Origin of the sequence: Deinococcus yavapaiensis KR-236 (assembly GCF_003217515.1) — a bacterium.
GTDB lineage: Bacteria > Deinococcota > Deinococci > Deinococcales > Deinococcaceae > Deinococcus_A > Deinococcus_A yavapaiensis.
Window position 1 is genome coordinate 59,686 of the sequence record NZ_QJSX01000012.1, and the last position, 13,225, is coordinate 72,910.

Below are 13,225 nucleotides of genomic sequence, written 5' to 3' on the forward strand. Positions count from 1 at the left end.
CCAAAACGCGTAAGGATTCGGCAAATCCAAGTAAAAGATCGGTAAAAACAGGTAAAGAGCCTCGACGAATGGCACACTGGGAACATGAAGTCCACTGTCGAGGCCGTCCATGTCGGCGCGGCGCACACCTTCTCGAAAGAGCCTCGGGCGCTCGTCCGTCTCGTCGCGGGACTCGGCGTGGAGGGAGACGTGCACGCGGGCGAGACGGTGAAGCATCGCTCTCGAGTGCGGCAAGATCCCAGCCAACCGAACTTGCGGCAAGTGCACCTTCTGCACGCCGAGTTGCACGACGAACTGCGCGCACGCGGCTTCGACGTCCGCTCGGGCGATCTCGGCGAGAACGTCACGACGCGCGGCCTCGACGTGTTGAGCGTGCCGCGCGGCACACGCCTGCACCTCGGGCCGAACGCCGTCGTGGAGATCACGGGCTTGCGCAATCCCTGCCAGCAGATCGAGGACTTCCGAGCGGGTCTGCTCGCCGCCGTGCTGGACCGCGACGAGCACGGCGCCCTCGTGCGCAAGGCGGGCGTGATGGGCATCGTCGTGACGAGCGGCGACGTACGTCCCGGCGACGAAATCGAGGTGCGATTCCCACCTCGACCGTGGTCGGCTTTGGAACGCGTTTGACGCTCCGCCGACGCGACGAGAGGAAGCCCGACCGCCTCCGAGTGGCCCCTGGACGCGTATACTGCGAGCTCGCACCTCGGGCGCGTCGACGCCCGAGGGCACGCTTTCAGGAGGACCCGTTGCCCCGACTTCCAGCACCCCCCACGAGCGGCGAGTCGATTTTCGCCGAGACGACGAGGCGCGCGACCCAGCTCGGCGCCGTGAACCTCGGGCAGGGCTTCCCGGATTGGGAACCGCCCGAGGTCTTGCGAAGTGCTTTGCGAGACGTCCTCACGAGCGACGTGCACCAGTACGGTCCGCCGCCCGGCTTTCCCCGGTTGCGCGCGGTCATCGCGGCGTCCGTGAAGGACGCGCTCGGATTTTGTCCCGACCCCGACACGGAAGTCACGGTGACGGTCGGCGCGTCGGAAGCGCTGTACGAAGCGGCCGCCGCGCTCGTCGAACGCGGCGATGAAGCGATCGTGCTGGAGCCCGCGTACGACCTGTACGCCGAGGTGCTGAAACGCGCGGGCGCCCACGTGATCGGCGTGCCGCTGGAGGCGTCGCCGACCGGTTGGCGTCTCGACTCGGATCGCTTGCGGGCCGCCTGCACGCCGAGAACGAAGCTGATCGTCGTGAACACTCCGCACAACCCGACCGGAGCCGTCCTCACGCGCGAGGAGTTGAAGGGCCTCGCGCAAGTCGCGCTGGACTTCGACCTCTTCGTCGTGTCGGACGAGGTGTACGACCGACTCACCTTCGACCGTCCGCACGTGCCCGTCGCGTCCCTGCCCGGCATGCGCGAGCGGACGGTGACGGTCGGAGCGGCGAGCAAGACTTTTTCCGTGACGGGCTGGCGCGTCGGGTGGGCCATCGCGAGCCCCGAGGTCACGCGCCGTCTGCGCGCCGTCCACCAATTCGTGACCTTCGTGGCGCCGACGCCTTTTCAAGCGGCGATCGCCGTCGCGATGGAGGCGGCGCAAGAAAGCGGCTTCTACCGAGAGCTCGCGTCCTCCCTGCGAGCGAAGCGCGACGTCCTCTCGAACGCCTTGAAAGCGGCGGGCCTCTCGCCGACCTCCGCGCACGGCGGGTACTTCGTTCTCGCCGACACGACGACCGTCGCGCCGACCGCGACCGAAGCGGCCGAACGTCTCTTGAGCGAGGTCGGCGTGGCGGGCATTGCGCTGAGCGCGTTCTACCTGCCGACGTCAGGCGCGAGCGCGCCGAACGCGGTGCGCTTCGCGTTTTGCAAGCGCGACGAGGTGCTGGACGAAGCGGCGCGGCGCTTGGACGCGTGGCGCGAACACGGAGGTGCGAGATGACGGGTCCCACGGCAGCGGAAACGAGCGCGGACGGCGCATTCGTGCGACAACCATACCGATTTCGAGGGCGCTTCAGCCGCGACGGATCCACGGCGTTTCCCGCCGAGGCCGGACGGTACCGGCTCTACGTGTCGCTCGCCTGCCCGTGGGCGCACCGCGCGATCATCGTGCGAAACCTCCTCGGGCTGCAGAACGTGATCTCCATGGCGGTCGTGGACCCCGTGCGCGACGAGCGAGGTTGGGCTCTGCGCGACGGAAGCGGACACGAGCGTGACGGCGTGTGCGGCTTCGACTTCCTGTCCGAGGCGTACTTGCGCAGCGACGCCTCGTACGAGGGGCGCTACACCGTGCCGTGCATTTGGGACACGCGCACCGAGCGGCTCGTGACGAACAACTTTCCGGACATCACCATCGATTTCGAGACGGAGTTCGTGGACTTTCACGCGCCGCAAGCGCCCGAGTTATACCCGGCGCACCTCAAGTCCGAGATCGACGCTTTGAACGACGTGCTGTACCGCGACGTGAACGACGGCGTGTACAAGGCGGGCTTCGCGACGAGCCAAGCGAAGTACGAGGAGGCCGTGCACGCCCTGTTCGCGCGACTTGACGACCTCGACGCGCGACTCGCCTCGTCGCGTTACCTCGTCGGAGGACAACTCACGGAGTCCGACATTCGGCTGTTCACGACGCTCGTCCGCTTCGACGCGGTGTACGCCATCCACTTCAAGTGCAGTGTGCGGCGCCTCGTGGACTACGAGCACCTCTGGGCGTACGCCCGCGACTTGTACCAGCGGCCCGGCTTCCAAGAGACGGTCAACTTCGACCACATCAAGCGCCACTACTACCTCACGCACGAGAAGCTCAACCCCAGCCGCCTCGTTCCCGTCGGGCCCGCGGTAAATTGGAACGCGCCTCATCGCCGCGAGGCGTTGCCGTGACAAGGTGGGACGAGACGCTGGACGCCCTCGAAAATCCCTTCTGGCACGCCCTGAGCGGTCCGCAAGCGGCGTTCGGACACCTGAGGAAAGACGCCGCGCGTTACGAACGCAGCGTGGCCGTCTTCGCGGCGCTTCGCGACGACACCCCGGACGCCTGGAACGACCTGAGCGCCCTGTACGCGCCCGGCGAGGTCAGCGTGCTCTTCCGACCGACGACGCCCACCGTGCCGAGCAGTTGGTCCTTGATGCGCGAAGGAGAGCCGCTGCAACTCGTTCAACTCGAGCGGCGCGCGGCGCCGAGCCTTCCCGGCGGATGGACCGCGCGTCTCCTCACCGCCGACGACGCGCCCGCCATGCAAGACCTCGTGCGCGCCACGAAGCCCGGTCCGTTCGCCGAGAGAACGGTGGAACTCGGCGGGTACACGGGGGTGTGGAACGAGCGCGACGGTGAGCCGCACCTCGTCGCGATGGCGGGTCTGCGCGCCGCACTGCCGAGCGCGCGCGAAATCAGCGCGGTGTGCACGCATCCCGAGTACCGCCGACTGGGCCTCGCGCGCGCCCTCGTGGCACACCTCGCGAGCGAGTTGCACGCGCGAGACATCCTGCCCTTCTTGCACGTGGACCCGGACAACGAAGTCGCCTTGCGAACCTACGCGACCCTCGGATTCGTGGAGCGACGAAAGATTCGCGCGATCGTGCTGCGCCGCGCTCCCGACGAGGCGGCGCGCGAAGACTGACGTTCGCTCAGCGAAGGGCCGCGTCCACGCGTTCACGCAGCCCTTCGCGTACCGCCGGCCACTCCTCGGCGAGGATGCTGAACATCACCGAGTCTCGGGCGAACCCGTCGGGACGCACTTGGTAGCGGCGCAAAGTGCCTTCGCGCACCGCGCCGAGCTTCGCCATGGCGCGAAGGCTACGCTCGTTTCGGCTGTCGACCTTGAAGTGCACGCGGTTCGCGCCCAGCACCTCGAAGGCACGTTCGAGCAGCAGCAGCTTCGCCTCCGGATTGACGGTCGTGCCTCGAAAGGGCGTGGTCAGCATCGTCCCGATCTCCACCCAGCGGTCGGCGGGGCGAACTTCGCTGTACGAGATGCGGCCCGCGACGTCGCCGTCGTTCGTGACGACCGCCCAGTTCACGCGGTTCGGCACGGCGTTGAGGGCCCGCAAGTACCCGGCGACGCTTTCCACGGAGAGGTCGGCGGGCGCGCCACGCGAGAGGTAACGCGTCGTCTCCTCGTCGAGGTGGCGCAACAAGCGCGCGGCGTGCACTTCCGAAAGCGATTCGAGGCGCAGAGTACGGCCCTGCAAAGTCGGCGCGAGCAACCAATCGTTCACACGCCCACTTTAAAACGCGGGCAGAAGGCTCCTTGCTCCTTCCTGAAGGAGGCCGGGAAGGAAAGTCGAACAGACGTCCGTTCGCCACGAAGGTGGCGAGGCTGATAGGCTGGCAGCAGGCGTGTCGTCCGCCGAGGCGGCACGCGTGGAGACTTTCATGCATGACCTCATCGCCACGCGTATGCGTTCCGTCAAGCCGTCCTTCGTTCGAGAGATCCTCAAGGTCGCCAACCGTTCGGACATCATCTCCTTCGCCGGGGGCCTGCCCGCCCCGGAACTCTTCGACGTGGCGGGAATCGACGACGCCGCGCGCGAAGCGCTCGCGAGCGATCCGCGTGGCGCCTTGCAGTACGGCACGACCGAGGGCTTCGAAGGGCTGCGCGCCCAACTCGCTAACCTCACCAACGCGCGAGGCGCGAACGTCGACGTGGACGACATCGTCGTGACAGGGGGCTCGCAGCAAGGCATCGACCTCATCGCGCGCACCCTCTTCGATCCGGGAGACATCGTCCTCGTGGAGCAACCGACGTACCTCGCCGCGCTGCAAGTCTTCGAGCTCGCGCAAGCCGACGTGCAAGGCGTCGCGTCCGACGAGCACGGGCTGGACGTCGACGACCTCGAGGCGAAGCTGGACGCCCTGACCGCGGCGGGCCGACGCGTAAAGGCGCTGTACGTCGTGGCGACCTTCGCCAATCCCAGCGGCGTCACCTTGACGCCCGAACGTCGCCGACGCGTGCTGGAACTCGCCGTGCGGTACGGCTTCCTGGTGGTCGAGGACGACCCGTACAGCGACCTGCGCTTCTCGGGCGAAGCCGTCGCGCCGATTCTCGCGCAGCGCGACGAGGTCGAGGGCGCCCGCGAGCACGCCGTGTACCTCGCGAGCCTCAGCAAGATCGTCGCGCCGGGCCTTCGCATCGGGTGGATGGTCTTGCCCGAGTGGCTCAAGGGAGCCGTCGTGATCGTGAAGCAAGCGTCGGACTTGCACGCCAGCACCTTCGCGCAGCACACGGCGGCGCGGTACCTCGCGAGCGGCCGTCTGGAGGCACACCTCGGCGCGATTCGCGCGGCGTACGGCGACCGAGCGAACGCGATGATGGACAGCTTGGAGCGGCACTTCCCGTCCGGCGTCTTGTCGTTCGAGCGGCCCGACGGCGGCATGTTCTTGTGGGCGCGCCTCGCCGAGGGCGTGGACACGACCGCGATCGTGAACCGCGCGATCGAGAACGGCGTGGTGTTCGTGCCGGGCGCGTCCTTCTTCGTGGGCGGCACGTCGCGTCCCTTCATGCGGCTCTCGTACGTGACGTCGACGCACGAACGCATCGAGGAAGGCGTTCGTCGCCTCGCACGCACCATCCTGGACTGAGCTTCCCACGCGTGAAGGCGCTTCCCGATCGGGAAGCGCCTTCATCCACACCTCGCCGAAAGCCCGGCGACGCTCGCGAGGCGCGTCGTTCAGGGAGGCCAAGGCGCGCGACCGAACGGGCCGCTTACAATCACGTCGTGAGCAATACGCGTGAAGGTGGGCAAGCGTGGAGCGACGAGGTCGCTTCGCGCCCGGACGGCTACCGTCAGACGTGGACGCAGTGGATCGAGGGGCCCAACGCCCAGGGTCTGTTCGACGCGCTCGTTCTGCAGCGCGCGACCGGACGAACCGTGCTCGACTGCGGTTGCGGCGACGGCGTGTTCACGCTCGGCGTCGCGCGCGTCACGGCGCACGTCACCGCGCTCGACTTCTCGGGCGGGATGCTCGATCAGGCCCGCCGGGTCGTGCGGAACGCCGGGATGACGAACGTCGACTTCGTGCACGGGCACGCACGACGAGACGCCCCGCCGAAAGCCGAGCACTTCGACGTGGCGTACTCGCGGCGAGGCCCCAACATCACGCTCGTCGTTCCCAGGACCGTGAAGCGAGGAGGCGTCCTGCTCGGACTGCAACCGCTTCGGGACGCGGCCGGAGAAGAGCGTTACCGACTCGGCCTCGCCGAGTCACGGCTAGACGTCGTGCGCTTCGAAGCGTACGACGACGTGCTGTGCTTCCCGACCCTCGACGACTTCACGAGGTACCTGAGCCGCGTGCCCGGCATGCCCGATTTTCGCCGCGCCGAGCACGCCGAACTTCTCGGGGCGCACGCCGAACAGGCCCGCCGCCGCGACGGCACCTTCGGCGCGCCCGTGCACTACCTCTTGTGGGAAGCGCGCCGCCCGTGAACTCCTCAGCGAGAAAGCGCGCGCTCCATGCAAATCAACTTCAAGACGGGCAAGTCTTCGCGGCCGATGTCGATACGAACGCGACCGCGCGCTTCGTACCCCGCCGCCGCGTAGAAGCGCGCGAGGAACACGTTGTCCTCGTACGCGTCCAGCCGTAGCCACGCCGCGCCCCTCGCTCTCGCCTCCTCTTGAGCCGCCTGCAACAGTGCCTGCCCCCACCCTCGACCTTGCAACGCGGGCTCCACGGCGAGGCGATGCAAGTACAAGGCGGGAGCGGACGGTTCACGCCAAGGAACTTCGCCACCGAGCGCGGTGAGCGCGAACGTCCCGACGAGTTCGCCGTCGAGCAAGGCCACGAAGGCTTCACCCCTTTCCTGATCGCGTCGCACGAAGTCCAGCGGGTAAGGCGGCAACCAGTTGCGATGGCCTCGCGTTGCCAGGTGCAGACCGCACGCGCCAATCAAAGCTTCGATTCTCGGCACGTCGCTCGGTGAGGCCACGTGAACGGTGAGGGAGGTGGGCGAGTTCGTCAAGGTCGACGCCGAGCTCAATGAATCGAGGAGGGCGCCGTGGCGTACGGCGTCTCGATTCGAGCGCCGCGCTCGGCGGACGCTTCCCAAGCGTCCTGCAGTTGCTGCAGCCTCGCCCCGACCGAAAAGTCGAGCAGGAACGCCGCTTCGCCTCGCACGGCCTTGACGAGCTCCGACACGAGGTTCACGCCGCCGTCCTCGGACACGGGAAGCGGTTGAAGGGGGCCGTCGTCCGCCGCGAACATCGGAGTGCGCCAATGGCCGAGTCTCGCGGTCCCCGCGCTTCCGTACACGGTGAGGCTCACGTCCTCGGGACGGCGCACGTCCGTCAAGACGTTCACGGCAACCCGCACGCCCGACGCGAGCTCCAGCACCCCCACCGCGCTTTGCTCGCAATGTTCGGGGTCGCTCGGGAAGGTGACGTCGGCCCGCAGGCGCGTCACGGGCCCGAGGACGTCCTCCACGACTTGAAAGAGGTGCGGCGTGCACTCGCGCACGGGGCCGCCTTGCGCGCGCGTCGCGATCCACGGATTACGCTGCCACGCGCGCGGCCACTCGGGAAACACCATCGTGACCTCGGCGTGCCGTAGGTCCCCGAGGGTGCCCGATCGCACCTGCTCGGCGAAGACACGCACGCCCGCTTGGTACGGCAGGGGCAGTTGCATCGCGTGCACGACGCCCGCCGCGCGGGCCGCCTCCAGCATCTCGGTCGCCTCGGCGAGGTTCACGGCGAGCGGCTTTTCGCACAGCACGTGCCGCCCCGCTCGCAAGGCCGAGAGGACGAGGTCGTGGTGAGCGGCGGGCGGCACGGCGACGTACACGAGGTCCACGGCGTCCAGCAACGCGCGAGGATCGTCGAACCAGCGCCCGCCCGTCTCGCGAACGGCGGCGTCGGCGCGAGAAGCGTCGCGGTCGTGCAGCGCGGTGACGACCGTCTCGGGATGCGCGGCGAACGAGCGAGCGAGCGACAAGCCGATCGCGCCGACACCGAGAATGCCGACGCGCACGGGAGACGGGGAAGGAGCATGGGACATGACGGGCTGATTCTGCCACAACGCGCCGCGTCGTTCGCGAACCTCGTGGGCGGGCCGAGGCTTACTCTTCGACGGAACGACACGACGAATCAACCGAATCGGCTCGACGTGCGGGAACGACTTCTAACGGGCGCGAAGGCGACGTGAGCGGGAACTTGCTCGAAGCGTACCGTCACGCCGGAAACGCCGAGCTTCAATCGCTTGGTGCTCGGCGTCAGCGCGCCACGCGTCGCCCTCGGTAGTTCTGGAAGACGGCGATGCCGTAGGAGATCTTGCGGCCCGGGCCGAGCAGGGCGCGTCCCTTCCACGCGAGGCCCGTGCTCGACCCGCCGTCGAGCAGCACGGCGTCACGCACGCCGAGCCGCCGCATGATCTTGGCGGTTTCGCTTTGCGTGAGCTTGGCGGTCGTGGACAGCAGCACGATGTTGCGGTCGTGGCGAATGCCGAGGACGCTGCGGGCCGCCCGCGCGAAGATCGCCGGATCGCGAAAGCCGTCCCGAAAAGGGCGCACCACGATCACCCCGTTTCTCACGATGTGAGGTCCGCTCGCGACGACCGTTTCGTATCCGCGCCACGAAGCGCGGGCGAACGCTTCGACGTTCTTGACGCGCACGCGGTTGTTCGGCGTCAACGCGACCGCGACGGGCGCGCGCCCCGAGAAGACGTAACGGCCTTGCACGACGAGGTCGCCGACGGGCACGTACGTGCGTGGATGAAAGTACCCGCCGTTGATGAGGGCGACGCTGCCGCTGCGAGCGGCCATGCGCTGCAAGCTTTCCCCGGTGCCGAGCCCGCCGGGCGGCAGGATCGGCGTGACGAACACGCGCGGATCGCGCAAGTCCACACTCACGTACGAAACGGGCACGCCGAGAAGCTTGCCGCGCGTGAGACGAACGCTCGGGCCGAGTGCAAGCGCGCGGCGCGCGGAAGGACGAGTTGCACGCAGGCGTAGCGTCTGCCCGACGTAGATGGTGGTGCGCTTCAATCCATTGAGTCGCTGAAGGGCGGACACGGTGGTACCGTTCCTCACGGCGAGCTTGAACAGCGTGTCACCTCGCCGCACGACGACCGACGTGGGTGCGGCGAGCGCGCCGAGAAAGGCCGAGGCGAGCAGGCACACGCCGAGTACGAGGGAACGTGAAAACATGCTCTATGCCAGCATGAGTTCCTGACGGCACCGGACGTTCCCCATGAAGATCGTTCGGTCGTTCTCGTAATCGCGCATCATGCGCGCGGACGGCGTGTGGCCCTCACAGGTCGAGAGCCGTCACGAAGAGCGGGAGGAAGGGGTGACCTTCCTCCCGCTCGGCAGGCCCGGTTGATGTTCGATCAGCGCTGCGTATTTCCCGTGGTCGTGTCACTCGATCCACCGCTGGTGGACGTCGTGCCGGTCGAGGACATGCCGGAAGTGGACGTGCTGCCCGACGGCGAGCCCGACATTCGCGAGCTCGAGCCCATCGTCGATTCGTTCGCGCCCATCGTTCCAGAGGTACCCGTCGTGCCGGAGGTTCCCGACATGCCGGTCGTCCCCGTCATTCCTGTCATGCCCGACGATTGCACGCGCAGTTGGTTGTGCACGTCGCGCACGCCGCGCACGCGCTCGACGATGTCCTCGGCGAGACGCTTTTGGCGACGGTCGGACACGTTGCCCGTCAAGGTGACTTCGCCGCCTTGCACGTGTACGTCGATATCGGACGCGTCGAGCTCGTGGTGGTACGTCAACTCTTCGCTGACATCTTCGCGGATGCGTTCGTCACCGCGTTGGTAGTTCTTCGGTCCTTTGCCGTAGTGCGGGCCTTGACGCATGCTCGCGCCGCTCATGCCCATACTTTCCTCGGTCGGGCGGAACACGTACGTCGCGTCACCTTGGTAGCCCATCGCGCTCGAGTTGCGCATACCGCCGCTCATGCCCATACCGCTCATATTGCTGCCGCTCATGCCACGATCGCTTCCGTAGCGGTCGGAGTCGTAGCCGCGATCGTACGATGAGCCGTACGAAGACATGCCGCGGTCGTAGGACGAGCCGCCGGACATTCCGCTCATGCCGCTCGAGGACATGCCGCGGCCGTAGGACGAGCTGGACATTCCACGGTCGTCTCGCATGCCGCCGCTCATTCCCGAGCCGCTTCCCATGCCGCTCATGTTGCCCGTGCCGTACGAGGACATGCCTCGCCCAGAGCGGTCGTCGTAACGGTCGTCGTACCGTCCACTCATGCCCGAGCGATCCATACCACCCATGCTGCTCATGCCGGAGTTGCCCCCGGTTCCGGAGCCGTAGCGGTCGTCGTAGCGGTCGTCCATACGGCGCCCTTCGTCGCGTCCGCTCATGCCACGATCCATGTCCGAGTAGCGGCGACGATCTTGGGAGTCGCGGTCCATTTCTCGGTCTTCACGGTCGTACATTCGGTCGCGGTCGTTACGATACGTCATACGTCCTCCTCGAAAGCTTGTGAACCTAACGAGCGTGCGTTATAGGCCTGCTTTCTCAGTGAACGCCTCTCATACGAGAGCGGCATGCACCTTCAGTAAAGGCCCTCGTACCGCAGCCTTCATCTTCGGCGGGCAGCACCGGACGCCACTTCACTTCTTTGTATGCCCTGCCCGCTCAAGGCGCGTTCGCCGTGACCTGGGGCAGCACGTGGGCCGCGAACGTCTCGATGAAGCGCTCCTGATCTCGCCCCACCCCGTGCAAATAGATGCGGTCGAATCCCAGTTCGAGATCCTCTTGCAACCACGCGGCGTGCTGTTCGGCGTCCGCCGAGATTCGAACGGCTTGCGAGAGGTCATCGGGGCGAACGAAACGCGCGAGCGCGTCGAACTGGTCGGGCCGCTTGAGATCCGACAAGACGCGGCTCTCGAAGACGTTCGCGCTCCACTGATCGAGCGCCTCCTCGAGGTTCGAGGCGACGTGAACTTGCACGCTCATGGGCTTGCCTTCCCCGCCGCCGGCTCGAAAGGCGTCCACGATCCCCCGAAGCTTCTCGGCGGACGTGTTGACGGTGATGAGCCCGTCCGCCCAGCCACCCACGAAGCGCGCCGTTTCCTCGCTGAGGGCCGCGCCGTACACACGAGGCGGTTCCTCGGGCCTCGTGTACAAGTACGCTTCCTCGACCGTGAAGAACTCACCGCGGTGCGTCACCGTTTCGCCTCGCCACAACGCCCTCATCACCTCGACCGCCTCGCGCAGGCGACGGTTACGCTCGGACTTCGTCGGCCAGCGAGCGCCCGTGACGTGCTCGTTGAGGAACTGACCGCTGCCGAACGCGCACCACAAGCGCGAGGGAAACATCTGCGCGAGGGTCGCGGCGGCTTGCGCGACCAGCGCCGGGTGGTAGCGCTGCCCGGGCGCGTTCACCATGCCGAACGACAAGTTCGTGCTCGCCAAGGCCGCGCCGAGCCACGACCACGCGAAGCCACTTTCTCCTTGACGCTCGCTCCAAGGATTGAAGTGATCCGAGCACATCGCCGCGCCGAATCCTGCCTGCTCGGCGAGACCGACGAGCCTCAGCAGTTCGCGAGGCGAAAACTGCTCGTGCGAAGCGTGATACCCGATCAGGACGTTCTTCATGATGCCTCCTCGGTCGAGTGGGACGGCGCGGCCCACCACACGAAGCCACGCGGCGCCAACGCGACGCGGCCCGGCGCGACGACACGTGTGTCCGCGTCGGCCAAGACCACGCGGGCGTCCGAGCTTTGCTCGAACGTCACTTCACGCGAGGTTCCCGCCAAGTTATGCAGAGCGTACACGACGTCCTCGCCGTCGCGCACCTCGTGCGCGAGCACGTGTGGATCGCCAACGTCATGAGGCTCGAACTTTCCGCGTCCGCACGCGGAATGCGAGCGGTAAACGCGGATGACGTCGCGCACGAAGTTCAGAAGGGACGCAGGGTCGCGTCGCTGCGCGTCCACGTTGACGTACACGCTCGAATAAGCTCCGCTCGGGAAGGGGCGAACGGGCGCGGCGTCGGTGAATCCCGCGCCGCGCTCCGCCGTCCACTGCATGGGTGTACGCACCGCGTCGCGTTCGGGCAGGTCGAGGCGGTCCCCGAGGCCGATCTCGTCGCCGTAGAACACGACGGGCGTTCCCGGAAGCGAGAACAGCAAGCTGAAGGCTTGTCGCACGCGGCGCTCGTCTCCTCGCAGCATCGGCGCCAGGCGTCGCCGAATTCCACGTTCGTACGCCCGCATGGACGCGTCGGGCGCGAAGGCCGCGAAGACCCGCGTGCGCTCTTCGGACGTGAGTTGCGCGAGCGACAACTCGTCATGGTTGCGCAAGAAGTTCGCCCAGTTCGTTCCCCGGGGAATCGGCGGCAGTTCGCTCCACGCCCGCGCGATCGGCTCGGCGCGTTCGTCGGCGAGCCCGAGGAACAGGTGGTTGTCGAGGTAGAAGTTGAGCAGCAGGTGCATCTCGTCACCGTCACCGAAAAATGGTCGCATCTCGTCGGGCGCCTTGTCGACTTCGGCGAGCAGGGCGGCGTCGGGCCGTAGTTCGGTCACGGCCGCTCGGAACTCCTTGAGAAAGGCGTGCGGATGCGCGAGCCGCTCCTTCCGCGAGCGGTCGACGACCAAGTACGGCAAGGCGTCGAGGCGAAACCCGTCGATTCCTCGGCGCGTCCAGAACCGCGCGACGTCCAGGATTTCCGCGCGCACCGCGCCGTTCGAAATATCGAGGTCGGGCATGAAGTCGTAGAAGGTGTGGAAGTAGTACCGACCGGACGCGTCGTCGTACGACCAATTCGACGTTTGAAAGCCCGGAAAGACCAGGTAGGGAGACCGCGGTTCGGGCGGCGTGTCCGCCCACACGTAATACGCGTGGTACGGACTCGACGGGTCGCGCCGCGCCGCTTGGAACCAGGGATGCCGATCCGAGGTGTGATTGAACGGAACGTCGAGCAGCACGCGAATTCCGGCGTCATGCGCGGCCGCCACGAACGCGTCGAAGTCCTCCAGCGTTCCGAAGCGAGGATCGACCCTTTTGTAGTCGGTGACGTCGTACCCGTGGTCGCGGCGCGGCGACGGATAGAACGGCTGGAGCCAAACGGCGTTCACGCCGAGATCCACGAGGTACGGAACGCGAGCCGTTAGACCCGGAAAGTCGCCGATTCCGTCCCCGTTGCCGTCCTGGAACGTCTCGACGTTGAGCTCGTACAGCACGGCGGTCTCGTACCAAGTCGGGGCAGTCGAACGCGAATCGGCCTTCACGCCTTTTCATGCTAGGCGGCCGACGCGAGGCGGCGCACGAATACACTGAA

13 protein-coding genes are annotated in these 13,225 nt (G+C 67.1%); 6 read left to right on the forward strand and 7 right to left on the reverse strand.

Annotated features, from left to right (window positions below; genetic code table 11):
* The first annotated feature begins 84 nt into the window (after nt 1-84).
* The 4 genes from DES52_RS14960 to DES52_RS14975 all read left to right on the forward strand — a co-directional run bounded on the left by DES52_RS14960 (nt 85) and on the right by DES52_RS14975 (nt 3,603).
* Nucleotides 85-627, forward strand: coding sequence for an MOSC domain-containing protein (locus DES52_RS14960; protein WP_110887630.1), 543 nt, complete (start codon nt 85-87; stop codon nt 625-627).
* Between the two features lie 119 nt (nt 628-746).
* Nucleotides 747-1,928 carry an aminotransferase class I/II-fold pyridoxal phosphate-dependent enzyme gene (locus DES52_RS14965; RefSeq protein WP_110887631.1) on the forward strand — a complete coding sequence of 394 codons (1,182 nt, stop codon included), beginning with the start codon at nt 747-749 and terminating at the stop codon, nt 1,926-1,928.
* Nucleotides 1,925-2,866, forward strand: coding sequence for a glutathione S-transferase family protein (locus DES52_RS14970; RefSeq protein WP_110887632.1), 942 nt, complete (start codon nt 1,925-1,927; stop codon nt 2,864-2,866). Before DES52_RS14965 ends, DES52_RS14970 begins: the two co-directional genes overlap by 4 nt.
* On the forward strand, nt 2,863-3,603 hold the full coding sequence (locus DES52_RS14975) for a GNAT family N-acetyltransferase (protein WP_110887633.1): 741 nt from the start codon (nt 2,863-2,865) through the stop codon (nt 3,601-3,603). The genes DES52_RS14970 and DES52_RS14975 overlap by 4 nt, the downstream gene beginning before the upstream one ends.
* Before the next feature lie 7 nt (nt 3,604-3,610).
* Here DES52_RS14975 and DES52_RS14980 read toward each other — a convergent pair whose 3' ends face one another.
* Nucleotides 3,611-4,201, reverse strand: coding sequence for a GNAT family N-acetyltransferase (locus DES52_RS14980; RefSeq protein WP_245901039.1), 591 nt, complete (start codon nt 4,199-4,201; stop codon nt 3,611-3,613).
* A gap of 157 nt (nt 4,202-4,358) precedes the next feature.
* Between DES52_RS14980 and DES52_RS14985 the strand changes: the two genes are divergently transcribed.
* On the forward strand, nt 4,359-5,564 hold the full coding sequence (locus DES52_RS14985; protein WP_110887724.1) for an aminotransferase-like domain-containing protein: 1,206 nt from the start codon (nt 4,359-4,361) through the stop codon (nt 5,562-5,564).
* Nucleotides 5,565-5,701: 137 nt separating this feature from the next.
* Nucleotides 5,702-6,409 carry a class I SAM-dependent methyltransferase gene (locus DES52_RS14990; protein ID WP_110887634.1) on the forward strand — a complete coding sequence of 236 codons (708 nt, stop codon included), beginning with the start codon at nt 5,702-5,704 and terminating at the stop codon, nt 6,407-6,409.
* Nucleotides 6,410-6,414: 5 nt separating this feature from the next.
* On the opposite strand, the gene DES52_RS14995 is transcribed toward DES52_RS14990, so the two are convergent.
* The 6 genes from DES52_RS14995 to DES52_RS15020 form a co-directional block, all read right to left on the reverse strand.
* Nucleotides 6,415-6,942, reverse strand: coding sequence for a GNAT family N-acetyltransferase (locus DES52_RS14995; RefSeq protein WP_170131074.1), 528 nt, complete (start codon nt 6,940-6,942; stop codon nt 6,415-6,417).
* A gap of 14 nt (nt 6,943-6,956) precedes the next feature.
* A complete protein-coding gene (locus DES52_RS15000; protein WP_110887725.1) occupies nt 6,957-7,973 on the reverse strand; it encodes a Gfo/Idh/MocA family protein in 1,017 nt (338 codons plus the stop codon).
* Nucleotides 7,974-8,187: 214 nt separating this feature from the next.
* Entirely contained in the window at nt 8,188-9,120 is a 933-nt protein-coding gene (locus DES52_RS15005; RefSeq protein ID WP_110887636.1) for a phosphodiester glycosidase family protein, read from the reverse strand.
* 182 nt (nt 9,121-9,302) lie between these two features.
* Nucleotides 9,303-10,403, reverse strand: coding sequence for a BON domain-containing protein (locus DES52_RS15010; RefSeq protein WP_110887637.1), 1,101 nt, complete (start codon nt 10,401-10,403; stop codon nt 9,303-9,305).
* 175 nt (nt 10,404-10,578) lie between these two features.
* Entirely contained in the window at nt 10,579-11,541 is a 963-nt protein-coding gene (locus DES52_RS15015; RefSeq protein WP_110887638.1) for a TIGR03885 family FMN-dependent LLM class oxidoreductase, read from the reverse strand.
* Nucleotides 11,538-13,175 (reverse strand): alpha-amylase family protein, encoded by a 1,638-nt coding sequence (locus DES52_RS15020; protein WP_110887639.1) that lies wholly within the window; start codon nt 13,173-13,175, stop codon nt 11,538-11,540. Before DES52_RS15020 ends, DES52_RS15015 begins: the two co-directional genes overlap by 4 nt.
* Between the last annotated feature and the right edge of the window lie 50 nt (nt 13,176-13,225).

What these genes read in the sequence shown, in the direction of transcription:
- DES52_RS15010 (WP_110887637.1), bottom strand. Translation starts at nt 10,403, where the DNA reads ATGACGTATCGTAACGACCGCGACCGAATGTACGACCGTGAAGACCGA.
- DES52_RS14960 (WP_110887630.1), top strand. Translation starts at nt 85, where the DNA reads ATGAAGTCCACTGTCGAGGCCGTCCATGTCGGCGCGGCGCACACCTTC.
- DES52_RS14970 (WP_110887632.1), top strand. Translation starts at nt 1,925, where the DNA reads ATGACGGGTCCCACGGCAGCGGAAACGAGCGCGGACGGCGCATTCGTG.
- DES52_RS15005 (WP_110887636.1), bottom strand. Translation starts at nt 9,120, where the DNA reads ATGTTTTCACGTTCCCTCGTACTCGGCGTGTGCCTGCTCGCCTCGGCC.
- DES52_RS15000 (WP_110887725.1), bottom strand. Translation starts at nt 7,973, where the DNA reads ATGTCCCATGCTCCTTCCCCGTCTCCCGTGCGCGTCGGCATTCTCGGT.
- DES52_RS14985 (WP_110887724.1), top strand. Translation starts at nt 4,359, where the DNA reads ATGCATGACCTCATCGCCACGCGTATGCGTTCCGTCAAGCCGTCCTTC.
- DES52_RS15015 (WP_110887638.1), bottom strand. Translation starts at nt 11,541, where the DNA reads ATGAAGAACGTCCTGATCGGGTATCACGCTTCGCACGAGCAGTTTTCG.